Source organism: Proteus vulgaris, assembly GCF_016647575.1.
Classification (GTDB): domain Bacteria; phylum Pseudomonadota; class Gammaproteobacteria; order Enterobacterales; family Enterobacteriaceae; genus Proteus; species Proteus mirabilis_B.
Genome location: NZ_CP032663.1, coordinates 2,810,893 through 2,836,401, shown reverse-complemented (window position 1 = coordinate 2,836,401; position 25,509 = coordinate 2,810,893). Strand labels below are relative to the sequence as shown.

The following is a 25,509-nucleotide window of genomic DNA, read 5'->3' as shown; positions in this document are numbered from 1 at the left end:
TTGGGTTATTTTTATTTTATTCTTTTAGTGATTGGTTTTCCAATCCACTAAAATTATTTAGGAATAGTTAGTTTTTATATAAAAACAATACATCCATTATCTCTTAATTTTTTAATTATTGTTGGTTCTGTGGTGAAGTTGTTCCAACGTAAATCTAGTTTGGTGAGTTGTGTTAAATTAATCATGCTCTCTGGTAATGTTGAAAGCTGATTTGCACGTAAATCAATATATTGGATTGAGGATATCTCTCCAATTTCATTAGGTAGTTGAGTTAATTGATTAAATCGAAGATTTAGTGTGGTCATGTTTTTTAGATTAGCGATATTAGATGAAATTGAGCTAATTTTATTATTATTAAGATCTAATATTCTCACTTGTTCTAGGTGATTAATATCATCAGGGAACTCTGTGATTTCATTATTCATTAAATAGATTTCACGAGCATTAATTAAGTGTGAAATAGAACCTGAGATATTAGTAATTTTGTTATTATAAAGTCGTAACTCTTTTATCGACTTTAGTGCAATATAGCTTTTAGGAATTTCTTTTAAGTTATTATCAGTTGCATTTAAATATAATAGATTACTGAGTGCTGATAATGCATCTGGTAATTTCTCTAAGTTATTATCACTAAGATAAAGAAATTGTAATTCTTTTAATTTTCCTATCTCATCAATAATATGGTTGATTTTATTATGCCCTAAATCAAGCATTTTTAGCTGAGTTAGTTTTGCAATTTCAATAGGAATATGGGTAAGTTGATTGCAAGAAAGGTTAAGTACATTGAGGTACTTGCATTCGAGAATAGATAAAGGAAAATGCACTAACTGGTTGTTGTAAGCACTAATTACTGTATAAAGAAAAGGTGATGTAATAAAGGAGTCTATTTCTTTATGATCTGCTGAGTCTAAGTTTAACTCTGATTTTGATGTTGAGTGCTGATGTAACATTTATATTCTCCCTATCTTAAATCATCTATGTGTAGTTATTGGTGAGTTGATTTTTTATTATTACGCTGTCATTTTAAAGAAAATGGACAATAGAATGAAGATAAATAAATTATAAATGATGACTCATTTTCTGGTTTATCTCTTCGTTAAAATATTTTCGATTATGTAGATGGCTGGATTTAAAATTACGTAGCTTATAGTAAGTGTTAAGCATGTTCATTTTTAGGGTTTTGTTATATGACGTACTTAGGTTAAATAATCAGTATATTGTAGATGTTTTCCCATTTATAAAAATAATAAGTAATATTTTTCGCTTTAAATAAAAGGATGTTATCTATGTTTAAGAGATACAATATTAAATTAGTTACGGTTAGATTAATATTTATTTCATTTGTTTGTTCCGTATTATCAGGTTGTCTTTCATTTAATTTGATATTAGCTACTGATCATGAAGCAGGTTACCGAAAATCTGATTGGGGATCGGATACCATTACTGCTTTTTCATTAGCGAATGACAGTAATGGAGATACTGGGTGGGTATTTGTTGGTGAAAAATTTGACTACTTATTGAGCAAGGGCGGCGATAATATCGTAACTATATTGAAAGATCCGGTTATACTCAAAGATAAAATTACAGTTAAAAAGCCAACACAGTTTATTATTGTTCCAGAAAAAAAAGAGTTCTCAGGAAAAATTCAAATTCATTATCGTTGGACTAATAATGAAGATAGGTTTGCAATTCTTAATTATGGTTTTACATGTAACTATACTTCAGGGATATGTTTATTATTGATAGAAGATTTAGTGGGTACCATACATCAAAAAGATAAAGAGCAAGATAGAACCCATTTAATGCAATTCTATCATCCATTCAAAGTTGAATTTTACCAACATAAACCAAACCCCTTTGGTCCAAAAACCGCTCGAGTATTACTACCAGTAACATTAGCGTTGGATATTGTGACATCACCTTTGCAGTACCTGTATTTTACAACTAAGAGATAATTAGGTAGGTAGTTATTGTGAATATAGCTGGAACGTCGAACTTTGGCTTTGACCTAAGTATATTCAAAGGTTATACCCTTTATTTTTCTCTCTTTAAAAACCCCAATAAAAACAATGGATTATTTGCTGATGTTTTTTATAAGGTAAAAGTGGTTAAACCTTGCTAGCACCTTGCTTTAGCTCATTTTTTTGTAATAATGCTATTGTTCACTGCCGCATAGGCAGCTTAGAAATATAGATGCGGCAGCGGCAGCGGCGCCCATTGGTTCACTGCCGCATAGGCAGCTTAGAAAATAGAAAACTTTATTGCTATGTAAGTCTGTATGTTCACTGCCGCATAGGCAGCTTAGAAAAGAGACGATAAAGCCTTGATTGATGATGGATGGTTCACTGCCGCATAGGCAGCTTAGAAACAAAGGTTCTAGGTGGGGTTGAATATCAACCGGTTCACTGCCGCATAGGCAGCTTAGAAAATTGCCAAGTTCGTCGTGAAGTTTTCTTGCTTGTTCACTGCCGCATAGGCAGCTTAGAAATTAACCCAATTAGTTCCCTGCATTAGATGCCTGTTCACTGCCGCATAGGCAGCTTAGAAAAACGAGCCTTTTTCAAATCTTCGACTGGGTTAGTTCACTGCCGCATAGGCAGCTTAGAAATACCCAGTGCAAACCAGTATTAATGGCTCTTCGTTCACTGCCGCATAGGCAGCTTAGAAAATTCTAATTATCGAAATCCTAGACAGCATTACGTTCACTGCCGCATAGGCAGCTTAGAAATACATAATAGGCATCCTCGCCTAACGGATCGAGTTCACTGCCGCATAGGCAGCTTAGAAATAATTCGAGCGGTGCTTTTGGTGCTGTTAAGCGTTCACTGCCGCATAGGCAGCTTAGAAATCATATCGAGATAAGCAGCCCCTAGGGGTGCTGTTCACTGCCGCATAGGCAGCTTAGAAAGCCCCAATTTTCAGCACCAAATCCGTCTGTATGTTCACTGCCGCATAGGCAGCTTAGAAATACCGATAATCAGTAAACCAGAATGTTAGATTGTTCACTGCCGCATAGGCAGCTTAGAAATGCAACTCAAATTGTTTAGGCAACATAGTGCCGTTCACTGCCGCATAGGCAGCTTAGAAATTTCTTAAACTAATAACACCGTAGCAATAATTGTTCACTGCCGCATAGGCAGCTTAGAAAAGTGCGCGGTAAGTAAGTAATTTGAGCCATAAGTTCACTGCCGCATAGGCAGCTTAGAAATTGGTCTTACAATAACAAAGTTTCAAATGGCGGTTCACTGCCGCATAGGCAGCTTAGAAATATCTCTAATTTAGGGGGTATATTACCGCCTAGTTCACTGCCGCATAGGCAGCTTAGAAAATTAACGGACGAAATTCGTCAAAGGATGGAACGTTCACTGCCGCATAGGCAGCTTAGAAATCGATAGTCGATAGCAGACTGCGCATCTAAGCGTTCACTGCCGCATAGGCAGCTTAGAAATAGCAGATATTTTTTTGAAACATCATAGAATCGTTCACTGCCGCATAGGCAGCTTAGAAAGCGCTAAACGTGCAGGGCAAAAAGTCGAGCCAGTTCACTGCCGCATAGGCAGCTTAGAAAATTATCAATACCAAGTAACCACTGTTCAAACAGTTCACTGCCGCATAGGCAGCTTAGAAATTATAGTAGCCATTGCGGTAGAAGATACGCACGTTCACTGCCGCATAGGCAGCTTAGAAATGTGTAGATTGATAGCTGTCTTAACGCATCCCGTTCACTGCCGCATAGGCAGCTTAGAAAACGAAATAAAATCATTCACCACGTAAAACGCAGTTCACTGCCGCATAGGCAGCTTAGAAAACCACACGCACACTTTCAATCGCTTGAAAATCGTTCACTGCCGCATAGGCAGCTTAGAAATTAACCCGGAAACACCATTAATACCTACTTTAGTTCACTGCCGCATAGGCAGCTTAGAAAGGTAACTCTGAAGGTAATGACCCTGACGGTTCGTTCACTGCCACATAGGCAGCTTAGAAAAAGCCTAAGCGTTCACGTAAGAAACAAGAAGAGTTCACTGCCTCATAGGTAGCTTAGAAAATGATAAAAAATCAGTTGATATAGCGGGTAAAGTTCACTGTCGCGTAAGCAGCTTAGAAAAATTCCAGAAAGTGCTAATGAAGATATGATTATGTTCACTGCCGCGTAGGCAGCTTAGAAAAAAGTGGAAACGTGAAGATTATGAGCGAATACGTTCACTGCCGCATAGGCAGCTTAGAAATTTATAATAATTTCTGTTGTATAACGCTTAACGTTCACTACCACATAGGTAGCTTAGAGAATTTATTTAATATATTTAAACCTTTCGCTGTAGTCACTAAAACATATTTCGCTTCTATATTCCTTCCTTATTGTATTTAGAAATAGCTATTTGGCGTTTTTGATAATTAAATTTTCCTTAATAGTTCACATATATGCAATTTGCTCATGTCATGCTTACTCCTTAATTGATATTGTTTGGAGGTGACTAAAAGAGGCTAAAGTAATGGAAGATTTATCCCCCTCCGATTTGAAAACCATTCTTCATTCTAAAAGGGCCAATATGTATTACTTGGAATACTGCCGAGTGATGCAAAAAGATGGTCGTGTTTTATATCTCACAGAGTCGAAAAAAGAGAATCTCTACTTCAATATTCCTATTGCTAACACTACCGTTTTATTACTTGGTAATGGGACATCAATTACTCAAGCCGCAATGCGTATGCTTTCACAAGCCGGTGTATTAGTAGGTTTTTGTGGTGGAGGCGGTACACCACTGCATATGGCGACTGAGGTGGAGTGGTTTACTCCGCAAAGTGAGTATCGTCCGACTGAATATCTACAAGGCTGGCTTTCTTTTTGGTTTGATGATGAAAAACGACTCGAAGTTGCTAAGCAATTTCAAAGAGCTCGGATTGGATATTTACAAACAGTATGGTCAAAAGATCGAGAATTAAAAAGCCAAGGATTTATTTTTAAGGATGAACTGATACAACAAGCATTATCCACTTTTTATGAACGCACTGATAAAGCAAGTAAAAGCTCAGATTTACTACTCACGGAAGCGCAATTGACAAAAGTTCTTTATAAGTACGCAGCTAACAATACCAGCCTTAAAAACTTTACTCGTCAGCACGATTCCACAACCTTAGCTAATGATTTTTTGAATCATGGTAATTATTTAGCTTATGGTTTAGCCGCCAGTTGCTTATGGGTACTTGGTATTCCACATGGCTTTGCTGTCATGCATGGTAAAACCCGTCGTGGAGCATTAGTGTTTGATGTTGCAGATTTAATCAAAGATGCAGTTATTTTGCCGTGGGCATTTGTATGCGCTAAAGAAAACGCCACCGAACAAGAGTTTCGTCAGCAAGTGTTACAGGCTTTTATTGAGCATAAATCGATGGAGTTTATGTTTAATACAATTAAAGCGATTGCCTTGAATGAACCTTCTGTTGAGAACGGAGGTTCAGAGCCATGATGGTGACTTTTGTTTCTGAGTGCGAAAAGAAAGCTCTCAAGAAAACTCGCCGTGTTTTAGATGCTTTTGCTGACCGAATCGGTAACAACACTTGGCAAACATTAATCACTGAAGATGGACTGCAAACAGTCAAAAAAATGCTAAGAAAAACGGCGAGTCGAAGCACTGCGGTAAGCTGTCATTGGATCCGAAGCCGTTCACGTAGTCAGCTACTTTGGGTAGTGGGCAATCGTTCTAAATTTAATTTTGAAGGTGTCGTTCCTGTTAACCGAACTTCACTTAATCTTGAACATCGAGAGTGGGAGTCTGGCTGGTATTTAAACGAAATAATAGTACTAGCCAGCGCATTAGCGGGTTTATTTCATGACATTGGTAAATCTAACGCGCTATTTCAAAAAAAGTTACAAGGGAAAACACAATCGAAAGGTGAGCCTTATCGACATGAATGGATCTCACTTCGTTTGTTTGAAGCTTTTACTAAAGGAAAATCAGACCAGGATTGGATAAAGCAGCTTGCCGAGTTAACCGATGAAAAGGTTGCAAAAGTCTGTAATACTCAACTGACACAAACAATCTTTATTGATGCTCCTAATAAGCACCAAAACCCATTTTCTGATTTAGCGCCATTTGCCAAACTTATTGCGTGGTTGGTGGTGTCACATCACCGTTTGCCTAAAAATAATGATCCGAATAAGCCAGTTAATATTTCTGACATGAATTTATGGCTCTCCCATTGTTTTGATTGCCATTGGAATTCCCCTAATGCACTGGATATGTCTAAATATTCTCAGCAAGCGCAAAAAGACAATTGGTCATTCCCCAGTGGAACGCCATTTTTAAGCCATACTTGGCGGAGAAAAGCTGCAAAATTAGCAGTTCGCGCACTGAATACGCCATTACTTGTAAATAGCTACATTTCTTGGTTTGAACAGCGATTTGTCAGTCATATGGCACGTTTATCACTTATGTTGGCGGATCATTACTACTCTTCTCTTCATTTGGATGAAGGTCAATTTGTTTGGCGTGATCCTGATTATGGCGCTATTGCAAATACTGATCGGCAATCAGCCCAAGGTACAAGTACTGTACCGAAACAGCAATTAGATGAACACAATATTGGTGTTTCAGTTAACGCTCAGCGTTTTGCAAGCAACTTACCCGTTTTAAAATACACTCTACCAGCGATTGCACAACATAGGCTCTTTTCGAAAAGTTCAGGAATTGAAAAATACTACTGGCAGGATAAAGCGTATAAACAGGCTAAAGCTATTAGCAAAGCAACTGAAAATCAGGGTTTTTTCGGCGTTAATATGGCGTCTACTGGGTGTGGTAAAACTATTGCTAATGCACGCATTATGTACGGTTTAGCCGATGAACGAGAAGGCTGTCGTTTTTCTGTTGCATTAGGGTTACGTACATTAACGTTACAAACGGGTGATGCATATCGTGATTTACTCAAATTGGGCGATGATGAATTAGCTGTGCTAATTGGTTCACAAGCAGTAAAAGCCCTGCATGAACTCAATAGCTCAGAATTAAACCACGGTAGTGAATCCTCTGAGGATTGGTTTGAGCAACTATTTGTTAGCTATGAAGGGCAAATATATGATGGCCGATTAAAACACTGGTTGAGCGCGAGTCCGAAACTTGAACAACTAGTCAGTGCGCCGGTTTTAGTCAGTACAATTGATCACTTAATGCCAGCGACAGAAAGCCAATCAGGTGGTAAACAAATCGCACCAATGCTTCGATTACTTACATCCGATTTAGTGCTTGATGAGCCGGATGATTTTGGCTTAGAAGATATGCCTGCACTATGTCGTTTGGTGAACTGGGCGGGAATGCTTGGGTCGCGTGTGTTGTTATCATCAGCAACATTACCACCATCTTTGATTAAAAACTTATTCGATGCTTATAAAACTGGGCGTGAACATTTTAATAAAGCGCAATTCGTACAGCAAAATGAACTGCCAATTTGGTGCGCTTGGATTGATGAATTCACTACACAAACACAAGAAATTTCTCAACTTAGGGATTTTGTCACCACACATCGGCAGTTTGTTGATAAACGAGTTACTGAACTGAGTAAAAACGATAAGCCACTTCGTCAAGGCTCAATTATTCATGTTGAAGAGACACAATTAACAGACTCTTTGAGTCGAACAGCGTGCCAACAAGTAATTTATCAAAGCGTAGCCAAGACTTTTCATCAACAAATTCATCAATTACATCAAGTTCATAGTATTGAGTCACCTTGTGGTAAACGTGTGTCGTTAGGGGTGATCCGTATGGCGAACATCAATCCTATGGTTGCAGTAGCTACAGCATTAACCCAATTATCGCCACAGGATGGATACCGGATTTGCTACTGTGTTTACCATTCTCAATTCCCATTGGCAATGCGCTCGAACAAAGAGCACAAGTTAGATCGACTGTTAGAACGTCACGCACCCGATGCATTATGGCAACAACCAGAAATTATGCAGGTGTTAGATAAATCATCAGAACAGAACATCATATTTGTGGTGTTGGGTACATCTGTGGTTGAAGTTGGGCGTGACCATGATTATGACTGGGCAATTGCAGAACCGAGCTCAATGCGCTCATTAATTCAGTTAGCAGGGCGAATTCAACGTCATCGACAACAAGTTCCAACTCAATCCAATCTGATTGTACTCAATAAAAATATTCGAGCGCTTAAAGGAGAGCCAGTGGCGTATTGCCAGCCTGGTTTTGAAAGTAAGGCATTGCCGTTATCTACACATGATATTACTCAACTTCTAGGTACAGAATTACAACATATTTCGGCGATCACGCGCGTTAAAGAACCCACAGATAAGTACAAGCTAGATGGTAAAGATTTTTTATTCGATCCCAAAACGCTGGGGCAAAGTGCTTATCCAGTGCAAAACTTCTTAGTGCAAGAACATCGTGCATTGAGATTTGCGTTGGAGTCCATATCAAAGCCAGAATTTTATTATAGCGGTAAAGAAGCTAACCGTTGGTGGGCGGATGGAGTCGGTTTGTATGCAAGTTGGAATGCGGAGTTTATTCAACAAACAGAGTTTCGCAAATCAGAAAGACAGGAAGCCTTTGTTTTACGGTGTGATGACGATGGGCAATTAGAGTGGAGTCAATTAGACACTACCAGTAAGCCTTACCAGTACGTACCTAAATCATCGCGTTTTCAGATGATTGAGATGAAATTAGCTGAGGGATGCCAATGGTGGTTTGATGCATCACCTATCCATATATATGAGCAGTTTGCTAAACAACTTGGTCAATCATTAACAAGAACCAGTGATCGATTAGGTGAAATACAGCTACGAGCAGAAAAAGAAGATCAAACCATTGAGTGGGTATGGCATAACCAACTCGGTGTGTTTCAACAAGAAAATAACTAAGGAAAGCGAATGGACGGAACATTAAGTGCCGCGATCGCGGAATATATAGAACAGCGAAAGCAGGAGAAGTTAGAACCACTGCAAAAAAAACTCAATAGAACATTAGAGAAAAGTAGCGATCCTGTTGAAATTGCACAGGCGAAAACAGAATATTGTGACAATGCTGCACCGATAGAATTAGAGTTTGAATTTAAAAATTGGTTATCAAGTAAAGCTAAATTAGCAAAGCAAATCACTATTGCTACACATGCGCCGAAATATCTAAATGGTGATGCTAAGGCGAGTGGAATATATTTGGATAAGTTTGAAATACTCAATAGCCGGTATCTCGTTACTCAACATATTCCGAACAAGAGTATTGATTTTATTGGAAATGCTGCAGTTTTAAATGTTGCAACGCTTTTAAAGATCGAAGTGAAAGGAGAATCATTAATCGATCAGTTAAAGGCTAATCATATCAATGCGCTTAAATGTTTTACTGATGATCAAGATTTATTAGATTTATGGAAAAATGGATTTAAGCAAGCGCTTTATGACGAAAATATCTCAGCTCATACGTTAAGTAAACAGGTCTATTTCCCAAGTAACAACGAGAAAGAAGAGTACCATTTGTTGTGTCCGCTTTATCCTTCAGCATTATCTCATGAGTTATATTTTAAAATTCGGCAGTCTCGATATGGCGATTCAAAAGAGATCCGTGATGCCTACAAGAAAGGGCTATATGACGAGCGATTGAATGTATATTTCCCTGAAACCGCAGTGCAGATGTTTGGTGGTTCAAAACCTCAAAATATTTCTCAGTTAAACAGTGAACGTCATGGGCAGGGCTTCTTACTCAATTGTGGATCGCCTACATATCAAGCGCAAACAAAGCCACCTTTACACAGTCTATCTATTTTTAATCAACCATTCTCGTTCCAAACTAACGCTTTGATTCGTGAATTTAAGGCGTTTTTAGCAGGCTTAACAGAGAAAGATCGCAACTTTAAAACGCGTTATCAACGTGACTATCACTATGTTAAGCCATTAATAGATACTTTGTTGAATCTTGTCGCTGAAATTCAATCGATTCCTAATAGTTCAGGGTGGACTAATTCTCCAGAGTGCAAAATGAAGCGTGCTCATCAATTGCTATTAGATATTGATAACCCTGATCTTGCATTTCAACGTGAAAGAGAACAAGGCGATTGGCTGGAAATTGTTGCCAATGATTTTTCACATTGGTTGTTACGTAAATTAGAAAATAAACAAGTGTATGTACTGGGGGATGTTGAGCATCGTTATTTTAAAAAACTATGTTTAAACGAACTGCGTACCTTCGAACGCATCTCTGTGACATTCGAGGAGAATAACGCATGAAGCATTATCTATTATTAAAAAAAATGGATGTACAAAATGTTAATGCTATTGCTGGATTGACGTATGGCTTTCCTGCCGTGACCAACTTCTTAGGTTTTGCTCATGCTTTATCACGTAAATTATCGCCAACACTGCCTGTGAGTTTAGGGGGCGTTGTCATTATTAGTCATAAAAATGATGTTCATGTGCGTCGACCTAGTGGAAAGGGAGACTATGTATTTGCATTAACGCGTAATCCTCTGACACCACAAGGTAATACTGCTCCAATTAATGAAGAAGGGCGTATGTGGATGCAAATTTCATTATTAATTGAAGTTGATGGCGTTGTTGGTGGGGATAGGCAAGCTGAACAAAACTTATTATCAAATATAAGAAGATTAGCTCCAGCGATGCGACTTGCTGGGGGGCAGATAACGAATATTGAAAGCATTCAACTGTTAACCAGCGAAAAAGAGCAACAACACGCATTACGCCGATTAATGCCCGGTTTTGTACTGGTTGATCGCTGTGATTATTTAGCTGCACATTTTCAGCATTTACAACAACAAAATGCGTCTAGCACCTTAATGGATGCATGGTGTGATTTCGCTACACTGAAATACAAGGCAATCCCACAAGAAGGTGAAGACCTTACTGACAATGGAGAGAGCAAACGAAAAGCAAATTGGGAGTATCAATCGAAGCCTAACAGCGGATATTTGGTACCCATTTCTACGGGCTATTGTGCCATTTCAGAATGTTACGCTCCAGGTCAAGTCGCTAATGTTAGGGATACTTCTATTCCAGCTACTTTCGCTGAAAGTGCTTACTCTGTTGGTGAATGGCTCAGTGTGCATCGCTTAGTCAATATCCAGCAAGGTATCTGGCGTTATCACTACGAGTATCCGTGGTATTTGGCAAAAGGATTAGCGGTTCAAGAAGATATTCCTGAACCTGATACGATTGAAGAAAATGCTGAATTAACTGGCTTTGACCCTGATTTTATATAATTTAAAAGGATTGAAATAATGGCTAATAAGAAACTAGAAACTCCGTCCGTACTCGCTTTTGAGGCTAAATTGATCCCATCTGATGCATTAATGCTTGCGGGTAATTGGGGTCAAGATGAATGGTCAGCGATTATGATTGGTGAAAAATCAGTTCGAGGCACCATTTCTAATCGCCTTAAATCCGCTTTGGCCAATGACCCTGTAAAATTAGATGCAGAGGTAGCGAAAGCAAACATACAAACAATAGATACAGCTGCGTTATCTCATCATACAGATACATTAAAAGTTGTTTTCTCATTACGAATATTGGGTGGTTTGGATATACCATCTACCTGTAACTCTCCAGATTATCAACAAGCCTTAGCAGAAAAAATTCATGCCTACCAAGCCGAAACTAAGTTTAAAGAATTGGCGCAACGTTATGCGATAAACATTGCTAACGGTCGGTTTTTATGGCGTAACCGAGTAGGTGCAAAAAATGTGAGAGTAGATGTAAATGCAGCAGGTAGGGTGTTTACATTTAATAGCTATGATTACAAATTGCATGAATTTAAAAGCAATGAGCAAGTGGATGAATTGGCTGAGTTGATCCAACAAGGCTTGCAGGGTGAAGCCATGTTTTTGAATATCACTGCTTACTCGCAGCTTGGTGAGGGTCAGCCAGTATTTCCATCTCAAGAACTAGTGATGGGGGGAGGAAAAGGTGATAAGAGCAAGTTTCTCTATCAGTTAGGTGGACAAGCGGCAATGCACTCGCAAAAAATCGGTAATGCGCTTCGAACCATTGATACTTGGCACTTAGCCGTTGAAGAAGTCGGTCCAATTGCGATTGAGCCCTATGGCTCTGTCACAAATCGAGGTGCGGCTTATCGTCAACCTAAAGAGAAAATGGACTTTTATAAATTGCTGGATGGTTGGATGTTGAAAGACCAAATTCCAACAATAGAGCAACGACATTACATTATGGCGATGCTGATCCGTGGTGGTGTCTTTGGTGAATAAGGGTGGGAAATGAAGTATTATCAAGATATAACACTACTTCCTGCAACTGAGATTTCGTTAGGCTTTATTTGGGAGAAAGTGTATCAACAAATACATTTGATGTTGGTAGAGCATAAGTTAGGCACGAACGTATCAGAAGTTGGACTGAGTTTTCCTGCTTATGGAGATAAAACTTTTCCATTAGGGGATCAATTGCGTTTATTCACAGAAAACGAAGTATCACTTTCGCGTTTAGATGTGGCGAAATGGTTGCTGCGATTGAGTGATTACGTACGTATTGAACCTGTGAAAGCAGTACCAAATGATGTTAGGGAATATGCCTGTTTTACGCGCCATAATCCTAAATCTCAACAGCATCGCTTAAAGCAACTGGAACGCCGAACTTCCTACTTAGCACAAAAACATGGAGTTGATGAAGATATTATGCGGGCGGAACTTTTGGCATCAATTGAGCAAAAATCGGGTGAAAGTAAATTGCCATATATTAATGTGCAAAGTTTATCAACATCTACTGAACCTCAGTTACGTCATAAGTTTATGCTTTTTATTCAATGCGATAAGTCAAATTCGCAATTGGGCAATATCAACACATTTTCTTGTTACGGTTTGAGTCAAAAAGAAAAAGGGAAGCAGACTTTTGTACCTTGGTTTTAGCCTAAGTATTCAATGGTGAAACCCTTTATTTTTTGCTCTTTAAAAATCACAATAAAAACAACAAGCTATATGCAGGCGTTTTTAATAAGGTAAAAAAGGTTAAACCTTGCTAACGCCTTGCTGTAGCTTGTTTTTTCGTGATAATGCTAAAGTTCACTGCCTCATAGGCAGCTTAGAAATTGCGTTCATCTTCAAAACCACGAGATAAGAAGTTCACTGCCTCATAGGCAGCTTAGAAACATAGATGCGGCAGCGGCAGCAGCGCCCATTGGTTCACTGCCTCATAGGCAGCTTAGAAAATATCCATAATGAATGCCTGAATGGTTAGTGTGTTCACTGCCTCATAGGCAGCTTAGAAATAGACGTCAAAACCACTTCCCGCATCAAAATAGTTCACTGCCTCATAGGCAGCTTAGAAACGCAAGAGCAGGAACCATTTTAAGAAAGTTACGTTCACTGCCTCATAGGCAGCTTAGAAAGCATCAAAATAGTCATCATAGCAAATCCCCCAGTTCACTGCCTCATAGGCAGCTTAGAAAGTTTTAATTTTGACGTATTGGAGTTAGATCCAGTTCACTGCCTCATAGGCAGCTTAGAAATATGTGCAATGACGATGAAGGAATGTTGATTTGTTCACTGCCTCATAGGCAGCTTAGAAAAGTATCTAGCGTCATGCTTTTATCGGCTTTCTGTTCACTGCCTCATAGGCAGCTTAGAAATCACTGTCTCCCTAGGCATGGGGATAATTCCAGTTCACTGCCTCATAGGCAGCTTAGAAATTCGGTAACAGGTGCTTAAGATGATTGGATTTAATTAGGTGACATCAGACTGCGCGGGACAAATTGCAGACACAAAAAAGCCCGCAGGGCTTGCGCTGTACGGGCTCTTAGGACTTCATCGGATGACTCTGGTAATCACCGATGGAGAATTTTGGTGGAGCTGGCGGGAGTTGAACCCGCGTCCGAAATTTCTACATCCTCGGTACTACATGCTTAGTCCATCTTTAATTTCACTTACCCACTGCGGACAGACGCGCCATGAATAAGCTAGCTTGATTAAGTTTAACGCTTTGACCCCAAGCTAGGTCTCCACGCGATCTCTTTTGGGTTTGACCTCTCTTGATCCCCGTCTTAAGAGCGGAAGCTAGGGAGAGAGGGCTCTAAGCAGGTTATTAAGCTGCTAGTGCTTCGTACTGATTGTCGTTTGCGACTATCTTTTTTGCGGCTTTTTACGAGGCCAACCGCCCCTCGGCATGCACCTTGGGTTTCGCAAATCCCGTCGAATCCAGAATCAGCCCCAAGTTGTTGAAAGCGAGTATATCAGAAAAATACTTGTAATTGCTAGTACTTAACGCAATTTAGCGGTTAGCATTTTTCATGATACGTGCTTTGTCTAATTTCCACTCACGATCTTTAATGGTATCGCGTTTATCGTGATCTTTCTTACCCTTTGCAACGCCAATTTTGATTTTGCACCAAGCGTTTTTCCAATAAAGAGAAAGAGCAACAACGGTGTAACCATCACGGTTGATTTGACCGTAAAGTGAATCTAATTCGCGTTGCTTTAATAATAGTTTACGGGTACGAGTCGGGTCACAAACGACATGGCTTGATGCAACATTTAAAGGAGTAATGGTTGCACCAAAAAGATAAGCTTCGCCATCACGCATGATAACATAGCTATCACTGATGTTTGCTTTACCGGCACGCAGTGATTTAACTTCCCAGCCTTGGAGCGCCAAGCCCGCTTCTATCTCATCTTCGATGAAATATTCATGGCGAGCACGTTTGTTTAACGCAATGGTCGCAGAACCAGGTTTGTGTGATTTTTTCTTTGTCATAATGTCCACATTATACTGTATGAGCAATAGAAAGAAATCATTTAACCGACTGTTTTCTTTTCAATTGCATAAAACTTAAGCTATATTCCATTAGATTTTTAATTAGTCACTGTTCAATGATATGATCACACACAGTGTTGTCGTACAGGAATAACTATGCCTCAGATTAGTCGATCTGCTCTTGTCCCTTTTAGCACAGAGCAAATGTTTAAACTGGTTAATGATGTTCTTACTTATCCTGATTTTCTACCAGGATGCGTTGGAAGTAAACTGATCAAAAGCACACCAGAAGAAATGATTGCATCAATAAATGTCTCTAAAGCGGGAATTAGTAAAACATTTACTACCCATAACTTTTTAAAGACTAATGAGCGTGTTGATATGCGTCTTGTTGATGGTCCCTTTCGTAAATTAACTGGGGGATGGGTGTTTACCGCACTTGATGATAATGCGTGTAAGATAGAATTTCAGCTAGACTTTGAGTTCACTAATAAATTAATTGAGTTGGCTTTTGGACGTATTTTTAAAGATTTAACGAACAATATGGTTCAGGCGTTTACTCACAGAGCGAAAGAGATCTATCGTGACTAAAATATGGGTAGAGGTAACCTATGCGTTACCCGATAAGCAGTATCTTATCCCTGTTGAACTAACGTTAGGGGACACGGTTGAACAAGCCATTATTGCTTCGAATATCTTAACGATTTGTAATGATATTGATTTGACCAAAAATAAAGTGGGTATTTATAGTCGGCCAACAAAATTAAGCGATAATGTGCGAGATGGCGATAGAATTGAAATTTATCGACCTTTAATTGCTGATCCTAAAGAAATGCGTCGTAAACGTGCTGAAAAGGCACGACAAAAAGCGGATTGATATATTATATAAAACGCGCCCTGTTTGAGACCATTTCTGAGATTATATGGAAGATAAAGATTAAGTCCTTGCAAAATTGAGCGAGGACTTTTATCTGATCCAGATGTTTAAACGGGTATCTTTACAACGACTTTTTTAATTACATCAGATGTTTTTGCACCTATACACATTGGTTTATGTACTTCACTAGGAAAGAAAACAGCAAAATCACCTTCAAATAAAGTCACTTTTTGGTTGTTATCATGATTAGGTAAGAAAAAAAGATCTGGACCTTTTTCAATAATATCCATTTTATCAATTTCATTGAGACTATAATAAATATCTTCACATCCACTAATCACCATCTGTATATCAATATATTTATGGTGAAATTCTGCGATTTTTTCTTCTGGTTTTCCTGGTTTCTCTGAGGTTATCATATAAAACCAATCTTTGTTTTCTGGTCTATATGTTCCTGTATTAGCTAATTTTAATGACTCCATTGATAATGAATTTTCGCTTAAAATATTAAAAAGTATTTTATTTAAGTTTTTAATTTTGCTTATATTTCCAATAATCATAAGAAACCTTAGAAAAATAAATTATCTAGTAAATGGTAAATTTTAATTAGTGCTAATTTAGGCAATAAAATACCATTGAAATAATAAAAAGTTATTTCATTAATCTAACTTAGCACTGAATTTAAAGGTTAGTTATTTTCTATTAAGCTTTATTCTTACCGTCTTTAAATGTTTTCATAAAATAAGCGGTATGCTCGCTTAATTTATCCCATTCGCCTGATGCAATAAGATCTTTTCTAACAAGTTCACTACCAACACCAACAGCAATTGCACCTGCAGCGGCGAATTCGGCTGCATTATGTAGTGATATTCCACCTACTGGAATAATTGCGAGTTCATTTAAAGGCCCCATAATTTCTTTTAGATAATCGACTCCCAATCCATTTGCTGGGAATAGTTTTAATAAATCAATACCCATACGATAAGCTTGTAACATTTCAGAAGGCGTTACGACAGCTGGGATCATTAGGCGTTGTTTTTCATGAACTATTTTAACAACTTCAGGATTAAAATCGGGTGCTAAAACGAAAGTAGCTCCAGCATCAATAACTAACTGAGCCATTATTGGATTAATGACTGTTCCTGCTCCAATCCACATTTTATCGCCAAGAGCTTTACTTAAACGAGAAATACTTTCTAAGTAATTACTGCTATTGCAAGTCACTTCAATGACTCGCACACCACCTTCATATAAAGCTTGCGCTATTGGTAAAATTTCATCAGATGAATATCCTCGAATAATTGCAATCATCCCTGTTTCATCTATAGCTTGAATAACGCGCTGCTTAATCATTTTAACCTCTTTTCTTTAAAAATAGTTTGTAACGCTTTGTTTTAAAATTAAATTCTATAAATCTTTTACAGGAGTTATAGGTTCTTTCACAATAAACCAGTAACAAAGTGCTGCACAGCCAGCAATAATTCCACCACTTACAAAAGCAAGAGTATATGAGCCTGTCGCATCAGCAATAAGTCCAGTGACGAGTGGTGATAATGATCCTGCAAAATAACCTCCGAAATTTTGAATACTACCAACAGAACCAACCATAGATGTTGGAGCCACATCACCTGGTAATGCCCATCCTGTTGCAGATACAGCTGAAAGTAATGCCATCGCAATAACCAACAACACCATTGTTGACATTAAGCTGGTTGCAAAAGGAACAGCAACAACTGTGGCACCCGCTAATAATGCTGCAATACTGATTGTTGCTCTTTTAGCAATAAGTGAATCTTTAAATATTTGACGATCAATTAACCATTTAGAAATATATCCACCTGCAATAGCACCGACAATTCCACCAAAATAAGGAACGCTGGCTAAAATACCTAATGACTTTAATTCAACGTTTTGAGTTTTCATTAAATAAAGTGGCAAGAAGGTAGTGAAAATATTCATCATCCATACATAACAGAACCAACCTAAAATCATTCCCCAAATACAGCGAAATTTAAATAATGAAGCCCATTTTATTTTGATTTCAGTTTCACTATTTTTTTCTTCAGTGCCACCGCCACCTTCTTTAATATAATCTAATTCTTCTTTACTAATTGTTGGATGTTTTTCTGGTTGATGATAAAGGTATAAAAATAATAATACGAAAACTAAACCTATTAATCCCGCAATATAAAATAAGCCACGCCAACCAAAAGGAACTATAATCGCGACTAAAATTGGAGGCGCTATAGCAGGGCCCCATTTAGAAGCCGCATCCCAAAAACCAGTTGCAAGCGCTCTTTCTTTTTTAGGGAACCAAGTTGCTGTGATTTTTGCAGCTGCGGGCCAGCATGGTGCTTCCGTTACGCCTAAAATGCCTCTTGCAAATAGCAATGTTGCTAAGCTACTACAAGCTCCAGTCAGCATTGTGGCACCACTCCATAGGGCAATAGCCCAAGCGTATATTTTTTTAGGGCCGAAACGGTCAACTAACCAGCCTGAAGGTAATTGGCACATAGCATAAATTAATGCAAATACTGAGCCCATTAAACCAATATCAGTATTTGTTAAATTGAGATCTTTCATCATATCTGGTGCGGCAATAGATAGACTTGCCCTGTCGATATAATTAATAATTCCGCCTATTAATAATAGAAAAACAACAAACCATCTTTTATTGCTTCTCTTTTTTGTTACTGTATTTTTATTATTCATCATTCAATACCTGCAATTATTATTTTTTGTAGGATATAAATATCTAAATGATATTTTTGTGTTTAGCGATAGCTAAAGCACCATGTAGGGAAAGTGGTGTTTGTGTACTATCAATAGTAATAACTTCTCCGATGAAATAAGGATCGTGTTTAATTAACTCAGCTAATCCATCCCTTAATATTGATTTTCCACAAATCACTATTTTGGTCTGTTTAGTTAAGTTGAGTGCTTTGCTATTTTTTATTGCTTGCAGATCTTCTTGTAAAATAGAGCCAAGTAAGATATTTGCTTTTTGATTTATTGTTAAATCGCCAAACATATCTAGTACTCTAATTGAAAAACAACTACGTGCTAATCCAACTTGCAGGTTATTTTTTGCTCCAAGTAAAAGGGCCTCTTTATCTATTTCATTAGCAAATTGATCGTGTAGTGAGTTTGCTAAAATAGTATTTTTTGTGATGATATCTAATAACTCACCCGCAATTGTCGTAATACAACCTTCAATACGATTAAATTGATCGATCTTAACAAACTTAGAATGTGAACCTGGTAGGGCTATAAGAGCAGGTCCTTGTAATTGATTAGAGTCTAAAACGCCTATTGCTTCGGTTTCTTCACCTCTCATCATATCCATAGCTTCATAATTATCTGAAGTCACTAAATCTGCATTATTCTTTACACCAGGAATAAACCAAATAGGTTGAGAGCTTATCTCCGGTATAATTTTAGAACTTATTCTTTCTGAGATTTCGTTGAGCCCAACAGGTGCAACTAAGTGAGAGATTTCATGTAAGCCTAAATTTGAGGTGATCATTCCAGAGGCTAAATAAGTAATTTGCTCATCAGAAGAAATTTTTGCTTGCTCTAAAGCTTCTTCAATAGCCTCTTTTATCGCGCTAATTAAAGTATGAGTATTTCCTGTAATTGCCGTATTTCTCACACCTATAGGACGTGAAGATTTAGCTAAAACAGCATCATTTTTCCAAATACAAATTCGTGTATTTGTTGTTCCCGTGTCAATTGTAACTACATACATAGTAACCTCTGTATTTATTGTCCGCATTTACGGATTGAGTTCGTATATGTGATCTATGATATTCGATACTTTTTATTTATGTTTGTCTTTTTTATTACAATACGATCAACCTCACACTTTTGATTGAATGAGAAATTTAATTAATTGATTTATATTGTTATTTTATTTTTTGGGTGAGGGCGTGATTTTTATAAAAAAAAGATAAATTTGAAATCAGGGAGAGAGCTTTTGATTGAACAAATATAAAGCACCATACTGTTCAATTGTTAATTATCAATATCTTGTATAAGATAAATAACTATTAGAATTAAAGAGCTAACTATCGTGGAAAAAAAGATTAATCGTTCTGTTGCTCGAGCGTTAGATATGCTCGAGTTAGTGGCAAAGAGCCCTGATGAGCTCACCATATCGGAAATTAGCCGACAATTAGACATTCCTAAAAGTACCGCATTCGATATCATTACGACACTATTAGATAAAGGTTATTTAGATCTTGCTAACGAAAGAGTCAAGTCACTTAAATTAGGGCTCAAATTATTTCAAACGGGTTCTGTGTATTTAGATCAGACTCCATTGCATAAAGCAGCGCGTTCGGTTTTAGAAACTTTATCTGAGAAAGCAAAAGAGACCTCATTTTTAGCTATAGAAAATGATGGGTTACTTGTTTATTTAGATAAAGTTGAAAGCCCAGAATCTGTACGCACTTCAGCAGGTATTGGTTCTAATAATCCGATGTATTGTACAGGATTAGGAAAAGCCTTATTAGCGACAATGCCAGATGAAAGTATAAAAAATATTATTACGCGTATGGGGGGATTAAAACCAATTACACCTTATACCATTACTGATGAGAAACAATTCTTTAAAATTATTATGGAATCTCGTCAACGAGGTTATGTTATTGATGATCGTGAACATAACATGGATGTATTTTGCGTGGCTGCACCAATTTATAATGCTTATGGTAAAGCGCAAGCCGCAATTAGCATTGCTAGTCTGTTTACAAAAATAAAAGATAATCCAGAGAGGATCACTTTTTTGGGAGAATTAATTTCTGCAGCAGCCCTTGATTTATCTTGCCATATTGGGTATCGAGGTAAAAAACTTTATAGTGAATTCTAGTAATAAAAGCACACTTCTTTGTATTGCTGCGGTTAATCAATAGATAAAAACACACCCCAACGTCATATTTAACGTATGGGGTGCAATTCGTTTTTGCCAATCTTATACAAAACTAAGTTTTCTTAGCACTGTAATCGCATTACGATTTTGTCGCTGGTGCTGAGAAGTTAGGCATATTGCCTTGCTTATCAATCTTAGTCAGTATGCCATTGCTATCAAAAGTCAGAGTAAGAGTCTCTTGACGTACTTCTTGATGACCAGGCTCTTCGCGGAAAACATAATACCAAGTTTGGCTTCCGAAAGGATCTTTAAGCATTGGCGTACCAAGGGCAAATTGAACTTGCTGCTGTGTCATTCCTTGCTGAACTTTTGCGACTTCGGCTGGCGTTAAATAATTTCCCTGATTGATATCTGGGTGATAAACCAGTCTCTCGAACATAGAGCAACCTGAAGTCATTACGACTAAAGATAAGGCGGCAACTTTTAACAGTTTAAAACGCATGGTTATTACATTCCTTTTAGGGTCATAGTGACGATGATAATCGACAACGCAGCAATTGAAAACCTTTCACGCTCTGCCTATGACCCTAAATATCAATAAAAGTTTGTTAATCGTTATGCAGCCAACAAATCTTTTGCATTTGCTAAGGTATTTTTGGTGACTTCACTACCTGCTAATAAACGAGCGAGCTCTTGTAGGCGTTCTTTTTTCGATAACAGTTTCATGGTTGTTTCTGTTTCTTCACCATTTGTCTCTTTATTGACGAAATAGTGTTGGTGACCACAACCTGCAACTTGAGGCAAATGAGTGACACACATAACTTGAGTAGACTCGCCTAACTCACGTAGTAATTTACCCACAATAGCTGCCGTTGGACCGCTGATACCCACATCAACTTCATCAAAAATAAGTGCTGGAGTATCCATTTTTTTGGCTGTGATCACTTGGATTGCGAGTGCAATACGTGATAACTCACCGCCTGAAGCTACTTTAGAAAGTGCTTGATGAGGTTGCCCCGGATTTGTGGTGACATTAAATTCAACTTTTGTGGCGCCATCGATTTGCAGTGAGCTGTCATCAAAATGGGTATCAACAGTAAAATAACCATGAGGCATAGATAACTGATGCATACTGTTAGTGATAAGTTGACTTAATTCACTCGCATATTGTTGGCGAACTTGGTGTAATTGTTTTGCGACATCTAATGCAATTAAGTGGTCAGCTTTGACTTGTTCTATTAAAGCATCACAATCATCATTTTGACGAAGTAGGGCATTCTTCTCTTCAATTAATTGCTGATGAAGATCATAGAGTTCTTCAGGCGCGACGCGATGTTTACGTGACAAACTAATATACTTAGACATGCGTTTTTCTACTTCAAATAAGCGATTAGGGTCCATCTCTAAGCGATCACTATAGTGACGAAGCTCATCACTCACTTCACTAATTTGGATAGTGGCTTCTTCTAGCATCTCTAATAATGAATTGAACTGACTTTCCATTGAGGTTAGTTCAGTAATTTCATGTTTAGCCACATTGAGCATACTTAAAATATTTTGCTCTTCGTTGTCACTTAAAATTTGTAAACTATTTTGGCTTAGCGTTAAAAACTGGCCGCAGTTAGAAAGACGTTTATATTCTTGATCTAATTCTGGGTACTCACCTTGTACTGGTTGAAATTCATTGAGCTCTTTTAAGTGGTAATCAACCAGTTGCTGCCTTGCTTCCCGTTCTAAAGAGAGTTGTTGAAAAGCAGCTAAAGTTTGGCAACTTTGATGCCATGTTTGATAAGCCGACTTCATGTTTTTTAATAAAGCAGGCTCATGGGCATAGATATCAAGCAGTTGTTTTTGATAGCGAGGTTCTAACAGTTGCTGGTGAGCATGTTGCCCATGAATTTGAATAAGTAATGAACCAAGCTCTCTTAATTGTGAAAGAGGTACGGAAGTGCCGTTGATAAAACCACGAGAACGCCCATCAGTAGAGATAGTTCTTCTTAATAGGCATTCGTTATGATCATCAAGATGATGTTCTTCAAGCCAGCGTTGTGCTGATGGCGTATCAGAGAGTGAGAATCGTGCACATAAATCGGCTCTAGTTGCACCTGGGCGCACCATATTGGCATCACCACGGTTACCTAAGCATAAACCTAGAGCATCAATTGCAATAGACTTACCTGCGCCAGTTTCGCCTGTAATGGTGGTCATGCCACCAGAAAAATCGATTTCAAGTTCACGGACTATGGCAAAATGACTAATGGTTAATTGAGTCAGCATAGTGCCTCTCCTGTGTATAAAAAAATATCTGTAATTACATACAGTATAAACTGGTTTTTTATACAGTAAAGTAGGGAGGCACAAAAATTAGAACATTTTTTTCGACCAACCTAATTTTGAGCTGAGTGTATTAAAATAGTTGTAATCAGTTGGGTGAACTAAATTGAGTTTTTGACGACTTCTCTTAATAATAACTTCATCACCTTCTTTAATCGGTAACACTAATTGGCTATCGCAGCTGACTTCGTAATCGATATTTGTTTGTGAGAATTTTAAGCGGATTTGGCTATCACTGCTGATAACTAAAGGACGCGCTGATAAGGTATGTGGGAACATAGGCACAAGCGCAATAGCATCAAGGTTTGGCGTTAAAATAGGGCCACCCGCAGAAAGTGAGTAGGCGGTTGATCCCGTTGGTGTTGCGATAATTAAGCCATCAGAACGTTGAGAGAAAGCAAAGCGATCATCAATGTAAACTTCAAACTCAATCATATGAGCGACTTTACCGGGATGAAGAACGACTTCATTGATTGCTGTACCAATGCGTGTTCTTTGACCTTCAGCGCAGACCCGAGCTTCAAGTAAGAACCGTTTTTCTTCACGATAGTGTCCTGCTAATACATTGGTTAATTGCTGTAAGGCATTATCAGGATCAAGATCAGTAAGAAAGCCTAAATTTCCCCGGTTAACACCAATCACTTTGATATTATAACGAGATAAAACGCGCGCAGCGCCAAGCATATTGCCATCACCACCAACAACAATAACAAGATCGGCGACTTTGCCAACTTGTGTTAAATCACCTGTTTGTGCATTTTCTAGTTTTAGTTCTTGAGCAACCTGTGTGTCAATAATAACGTCATAGCCTTGAGCCAATAGCCAATGATAGAGCATTTCATGAGTTGAAATTGCTTCAGGATGGCGTGGATGACCAACAATGCCAATGCATTTAAAGTGTTTTTCTTCCGTTACGGTATTATCTGGCATTTTTTTACCCTCGTTTTGCGCCAATTCCTTGAAACCCGTTTATTGATCCCCATAATAAACTAAATATGAAGATGAATACTAAAACTACGCGGAGATGTTCATGAGTAGTAAAGAACAAAATGTACATGAAGAGCAAGTCTCAAAAGAAAAAGAAGGAATGGAATCTGCAATGAATGAGTCTCAAGAGCCAACAATGACCGAAGAAGCACAAGCGGACTTTAATGCTCAAGCTGAATTAGTGGAAGCATTAGCGCGTGTTGATTCTCTTGAAAAACAACTTGAGCAATCTCAAAAGACAGAGCGTGAAGCCATGATCCGTGCTCAAGCTGAAATTGAGAACATTCGTCGCCGTACTCAACAAGATGTAGAGAAAGCACATAAATTTGCGCTTGAGAAGTTTTCTAATGAGTTATTGCCTGTACTCGATAATTTAGAGCGTGCTTTATCTGCGGCTGATCATGAAAATGAATCATTAAAGCCAATGATTGAAGGGTTAGAATTAACTCTGAAATCATTCTTAGATGCTGTTCGTAAATTTGGTATCGAAGTGGTTGAAGAAAAAAATGTGGTATTCAACCCTGAAGTTCACCAAGCGATGACTTTAATTGATAGCCCAGCACATGAGTCTAATCATGTTGTTGATGTTATGCAAAAAGGATATACCTTAAACGGTCGTTTATTACGCCCAGCTATGGTTATCGTTTCTAAATAATATCGATAAAACATTCGTTATCACATGAGTTATTACATGTAGATAAAGTAAACCGCACAATACGAAGATTATTTAATATTCTTGTTATTGTGCGGTTTTATGTTTTATAAGGCGATATTATTCAATAGGATCAAGATGCCAATTGATCGGTGTGCGACCTTGCTGTTGTAAAATATCATTGGCTTGTTTGAAATGACCACAACCTAAAAAGCCTCTATGGGCAGAGAGTGGTGATGGATGAGGTGCTTTTAAAATAACGTGTTTATTGGTATCAATAAAACGTCCTTTTTTCTGGGCATGAGCGCCCCAAAGTAAGAATATAACCCCGTCTCGACGCTGATTGATCTGTTCAATTACTGCATCAGTAAAGATTTCCCAACCATAGTTAGCATGAGAGTGTGCTTGGCCTTTCTCTACTGTTAATACTGTATTAAGTAATAAAACACCTTGTTTTGCCCAGCTTTCTAAATAGCCGTGGTTAGGGCGTTTAAAATCAGGGTATTCTTTTTCAAGCTCTTTATACATATTGACTAACGAAGGAGGCGCTGGCACGCCCGGTCGTACTGAAAAAGAGAGTCCATGTGCTTGATTAGGGCCGTGATAAGGATCTTGCCCTAAAATAACTACATTCACATTATCAAAAGGCGTAAAACGAAAGGCATTAAAAATATCTTCTTGAGGTGGATAAACGATTTTACCTGCGGCTCTTTGTTGTGCGACTTGAGACATAATTTGATGAAAGTAAGGCTTTTCTTTTTCAGTGCCTATCACATCATGCCAAGTTAATGGTGTAGTCATAACCTAAAATCCTTGTTGATATCTTATAGTGTCTAAGCTTACCGATTTCATCAGGGGAATGAAAATATTACGACCTAAAAATAAGAATTAATTGATTTCTCAACTTTTATTTGAAAATTTACAAAAAAAATTGCAAATCAGCTATAAATGATTGTTGATTTAAAACAACACTTTGCACCTTATGGGCTAAAGTGCTTATGAATTTTATTGATATTTATCAAAGAATGACGCCATTTATACTGGTATATAAGTAGACAGAAACATTGGTTAGA

At 37.9% G+C, this 25,509-nt stretch carries 21 protein-coding genes, 1 other RNA gene and 2 CRISPR repeat arrays; of the genes, 11 read left to right on the top strand and 11 right to left on the bottom strand.

Annotated elements, in window-relative coordinates; all coding sequences use genetic code 11:
• Positions 1–74: 74 nt before the first annotated feature.
• Positions 75–950, bottom strand: coding sequence for a leucine-rich repeat domain-containing protein (locus tag D7029_RS13255; RefSeq protein WP_194950900.1), 876 nt, complete (start codon positions 948–950; stop codon positions 75–77).
• 336 nt (positions 951–1,286) lie between these two features.
• Here D7029_RS13255 and D7029_RS13250 point away from each other — a divergent pair, with 336 nt between their 5' ends.
• The 7 genes from D7029_RS13250 (at position 1,287) to cas6f (ending at position 12,876) form a co-directional block, all read left to right on the top strand.
• Positions 1,287–1,955 carry a hypothetical protein gene (locus D7029_RS13250; protein WP_228766684.1) on the top strand — a complete coding sequence of 223 codons (669 nt, stop codon included), beginning with the start codon at positions 1,287–1,289 and terminating at the stop codon, positions 1,953–1,955.
• A 205-nt stretch (positions 1,956–2,160) separates the two neighbouring features.
• Positions 2,161–4,289: direct repeats of the CRISPR family, unit length 28 nt; unit sequence GTTCACTGCCGCATAGGCAGCTTAGAAA.
• 204 nt (positions 4,290–4,493) lie between these two features.
• Positions 4,494–5,468 (top strand): type I-F CRISPR-associated endonuclease Cas1f, encoded by a 975-nt coding sequence (cas1f, locus tag D7029_RS13245; RefSeq protein ID WP_194950898.1) that lies wholly within the window; start codon positions 4,494–4,496, stop codon positions 5,466–5,468.
• Positions 5,465–8,872 (top strand): type I-F CRISPR-associated helicase Cas3f, encoded by a 3,408-nt coding sequence (cas3f, locus tag D7029_RS13240; RefSeq protein WP_194950897.1) that lies wholly within the window; start codon positions 5,465–5,467, stop codon positions 8,870–8,872. Before cas1f ends, cas3f begins: the two co-directional genes overlap by 4 nt.
• A 9-nt stretch (positions 8,873–8,881) precedes the next feature.
• A complete protein-coding gene (gene csy1, locus D7029_RS13235) occupies positions 8,882–10,231 on the top strand; it encodes a type I-F CRISPR-associated protein Csy1 (protein WP_194950896.1) in 1,350 nt (449 codons plus the stop codon).
• Positions 10,228–11,220 carry a type I-F CRISPR-associated protein Csy2 gene (csy2, locus tag D7029_RS13230; RefSeq protein ID WP_194950895.1) on the top strand — a complete coding sequence of 331 codons (993 nt, stop codon included), beginning with the start codon at positions 10,228–10,230 and terminating at the stop codon, positions 11,218–11,220. Before csy1 ends, csy2 begins: the two co-directional genes overlap by 4 nt.
• An 18-nt stretch (positions 11,221–11,238) precedes the next feature.
• Entirely contained in the window at positions 11,239–12,222 is a 984-nt protein-coding gene (gene csy3, locus D7029_RS13225; RefSeq protein WP_194950894.1) for a type I-F CRISPR-associated protein Csy3, read from the top strand.
• A gap of 9 nt (positions 12,223–12,231) precedes the next feature.
• Entirely contained in the window at positions 12,232–12,876 is a 645-nt protein-coding gene (gene cas6f / locus D7029_RS13220; RefSeq protein WP_194950893.1) for a type I-F CRISPR-associated endoribonuclease Cas6/Csy4, read from the top strand.
• 151 nt (positions 12,877–13,027) lie between these two features.
• Positions 13,028–13,655: direct repeats of the CRISPR family, unit length 28 nt; unit sequence GTTCACTGCCTCATAGGCAGCTTAGAAA.
• A gap of 152 nt (positions 13,656–13,807) precedes the next feature.
• On the opposite strand, the gene ssrA is transcribed toward cas6f, so the two are convergent.
• Both ssrA and smpB read right to left on the bottom strand, forming a co-directional pair.
• Positions 13,808–14,174, bottom strand: a transfer-messenger RNA (tmRNA) gene (gene ssrA / locus D7029_RS13215).
• 59 nt (positions 14,175–14,233) lie between these two features.
• On the bottom strand, positions 14,234–14,716 hold the full coding sequence (gene smpB, locus D7029_RS13210) for an SsrA-binding protein SmpB (protein ID WP_088495016.1): 483 nt from the start codon (positions 14,714–14,716) through the stop codon (positions 14,234–14,236).
• Between the two features lie 156 nt (positions 14,717–14,872).
• Here smpB and D7029_RS13205 point away from each other — a divergent pair, with 156 nt between their 5' ends.
• Both D7029_RS13205 and D7029_RS13200 read left to right on the top strand, forming a co-directional pair.
• Complete coding sequence (locus D7029_RS13205; protein ID WP_006533588.1) at positions 14,873–15,307, top strand: SRPBCC family protein; 435 nt, start codon at positions 14,873–14,875, stop codon at positions 15,305–15,307.
• Positions 15,297–15,593 carry an RnfH family protein gene (locus D7029_RS13200; RefSeq protein ID WP_375804068.1) on the top strand — a complete coding sequence of 99 codons (297 nt, stop codon included), beginning with the start codon at positions 15,297–15,299 and terminating at the stop codon, positions 15,591–15,593. The genes D7029_RS13205 and D7029_RS13200 overlap by 11 nt, the downstream gene beginning before the upstream one ends.
• Positions 15,594–15,700: 107 nt before the next feature.
• Here D7029_RS13200 and D7029_RS13195 read toward each other — a convergent pair whose 3' ends face one another.
• The 4 genes from D7029_RS13195 to D7029_RS13180 all read right to left on the bottom strand — a co-directional run bounded on the left by D7029_RS13195 (position 15,701) and on the right by D7029_RS13180 (position 19,341).
• Positions 15,701–16,153, bottom strand: coding sequence for a YhcH/YjgK/YiaL family protein (locus D7029_RS13195; RefSeq protein WP_194950892.1), 453 nt, complete (start codon positions 16,151–16,153; stop codon positions 15,701–15,703).
• Between the two features lie 142 nt (positions 16,154–16,295).
• Positions 16,296–16,946, bottom strand: a complete 651-nt coding sequence (locus D7029_RS13190) for a bifunctional 4-hydroxy-2-oxoglutarate aldolase/2-dehydro-3-deoxy-phosphogluconate aldolase (protein WP_194950891.1) — start codon at positions 16,944–16,946, stop codon at positions 16,296–16,298.
• A 54-nt stretch (positions 16,947–17,000) separates the two neighbouring features.
• On the bottom strand, positions 17,001–18,308 hold the full coding sequence (locus D7029_RS13185) for an MFS transporter (RefSeq protein WP_194950890.1): 1,308 nt from the start codon (positions 18,306–18,308) through the stop codon (positions 17,001–17,003).
• 40 nt (positions 18,309–18,348) lie between these two features.
• Positions 18,349–19,341, bottom strand: a complete 993-nt coding sequence (locus D7029_RS13180; RefSeq protein ID WP_194950889.1) for a 2-dehydro-3-deoxygalactonokinase — start codon at positions 19,339–19,341, stop codon at positions 18,349–18,351.
• 324 nt (positions 19,342–19,665) lie between these two features.
• Here D7029_RS13180 and D7029_RS13175 point away from each other — a divergent pair, with 324 nt between their 5' ends.
• Positions 19,666–20,463, top strand: coding sequence for an IclR family transcriptional regulator (locus D7029_RS13175; protein WP_194950888.1), 798 nt, complete (start codon positions 19,666–19,668; stop codon positions 20,461–20,463).
• Between the two features lie 139 nt (positions 20,464–20,602).
• Here the strand turns inward: D7029_RS13175 and bamE are convergent, their stop codons facing one another.
• The 3 genes from bamE to nadK all read right to left on the bottom strand — a co-directional run bounded on the left by bamE (position 20,603) and on the right by nadK (position 23,727).
• Entirely contained in the window at positions 20,603–20,965 is a 363-nt protein-coding gene (gene bamE / locus D7029_RS13170; protein ID WP_088495022.1) for an outer membrane protein assembly factor BamE, read from the bottom strand.
• A 113-nt stretch (positions 20,966–21,078) separates the two neighbouring features.
• The gene (gene recN / locus D7029_RS13165) at positions 21,079–22,740 is read right to left on the bottom strand and encodes a DNA repair protein RecN (RefSeq protein ID WP_194950887.1); all 1,662 of its coding nucleotides are present in this window, start codon (positions 22,738–22,740) and stop codon (positions 21,079–21,081) included.
• A gap of 87 nt (positions 22,741–22,827) precedes the next feature.
• Complete coding sequence (gene nadK / locus D7029_RS13160; RefSeq protein WP_083629114.1) at positions 22,828–23,727, bottom strand: NAD(+) kinase; 900 nt, start codon at positions 23,725–23,727, stop codon at positions 22,828–22,830.
• 100 nt (positions 23,728–23,827) lie between these two features.
• On the opposite strand from nadK, the gene grpE reads away from it, so the two are divergent.
• Positions 23,828–24,439: a nucleotide exchange factor GrpE gene (gene grpE, locus D7029_RS13155; RefSeq protein WP_088495024.1), complete on the top strand. Its 612-nt coding sequence runs from the start codon at positions 23,828–23,830 to the stop codon at positions 24,437–24,439.
• Between the two features lie 117 nt (positions 24,440–24,556).
• On the opposite strand, the gene ung is transcribed toward grpE, so the two are convergent.
• Positions 24,557–25,237, bottom strand: a complete 681-nt coding sequence (gene ung, locus D7029_RS13150) for a uracil-DNA glycosylase (RefSeq protein ID WP_194950886.1) — start codon at positions 25,235–25,237, stop codon at positions 24,557–24,559.
• Between the last annotated feature and the right edge of the window lie 272 nt (positions 25,238–25,509).

What these genes read in the sequence shown, in the direction of transcription:
- D7029_RS13255 (WP_194950900.1), bottom strand. Translation starts at nt 950, where the DNA reads ATGTTACATCAGCACTCAACATCAAAATCAGAGTTAAACTTAGACTCA.
- D7029_RS13250 (WP_228766684.1), top strand. Translation starts at nt 1,287, where the DNA reads ATGTTTAAGAGATACAATATTAAATTAGTTACGGTTAGATTAATATTT.
- cas1f (WP_194950898.1), top strand. Translation starts at nt 4,494, where the DNA reads ATGGAAGATTTATCCCCCTCCGATTTGAAAACCATTCTTCATTCTAAA.
- cas3f (WP_194950897.1), top strand. Translation starts at nt 5,465, where the DNA reads ATGATGGTGACTTTTGTTTCTGAGTGCGAAAAGAAAGCTCTCAAGAAA.
- csy1 (WP_194950896.1), top strand. Translation starts at nt 8,882, where the DNA reads ATGGACGGAACATTAAGTGCCGCGATCGCGGAATATATAGAACAGCGA.
- csy2 (WP_194950895.1), top strand. Translation starts at nt 10,228, where the DNA reads ATGAAGCATTATCTATTATTAAAAAAAATGGATGTACAAAATGTTAAT.
- csy3 (WP_194950894.1), top strand. Translation starts at nt 11,239, where the DNA reads ATGGCTAATAAGAAACTAGAAACTCCGTCCGTACTCGCTTTTGAGGCT.
- cas6f (WP_194950893.1), top strand. Translation starts at nt 12,232, where the DNA reads ATGAAGTATTATCAAGATATAACACTACTTCCTGCAACTGAGATTTCG.
- smpB (WP_088495016.1), bottom strand. Translation starts at nt 14,716, where the DNA reads ATGACAAAGAAAAAATCACACAAACCTGGTTCTGCGACCATTGCGTTA.
- D7029_RS13205 (WP_006533588.1), top strand. Translation starts at nt 14,873, where the DNA reads ATGCCTCAGATTAGTCGATCTGCTCTTGTCCCTTTTAGCACAGAGCAA.
- D7029_RS13195 (WP_194950892.1), bottom strand. Translation starts at nt 16,153, where the DNA reads ATGATTATTGGAAATATAAGCAAAATTAAAAACTTAAATAAAATACTT.
- D7029_RS13190 (WP_194950891.1), bottom strand. Translation starts at nt 16,946, where the DNA reads ATGATTAAGCAGCGCGTTATTCAAGCTATAGATGAAACAGGGATGATT.
- D7029_RS13185 (WP_194950890.1), bottom strand. Translation starts at nt 18,308, where the DNA reads ATGATGAATAATAAAAATACAGTAACAAAAAAGAGAAGCAATAAAAGA.
- D7029_RS13180 (WP_194950889.1), bottom strand. Translation starts at nt 19,341, where the DNA reads ATGTATGTAGTTACAATTGACACGGGAACAACAAATACACGAATTTGT.
- bamE (WP_088495022.1), bottom strand. Translation starts at nt 20,965, where the DNA reads ATGCGTTTTAAACTGTTAAAAGTTGCCGCCTTATCTTTAGTCGTAATG.
- recN (WP_194950887.1), bottom strand. Translation starts at nt 22,740, where the DNA reads ATGCTGACTCAATTAACCATTAGTCATTTTGCCATAGTCCGTGAACTT.
- nadK (WP_083629114.1), bottom strand. Translation starts at nt 23,727, where the DNA reads ATGCCAGATAATACCGTAACGGAAGAAAAACACTTTAAATGCATTGGC.
- grpE (WP_088495024.1), top strand. Translation starts at nt 23,828, where the DNA reads ATGAGTAGTAAAGAACAAAATGTACATGAAGAGCAAGTCTCAAAAGAA.
- ung (WP_194950886.1), bottom strand. Translation starts at nt 25,237, where the DNA reads ATGACTACACCATTAACTTGGCATGATGTGATAGGCACTGAAAAAGAA.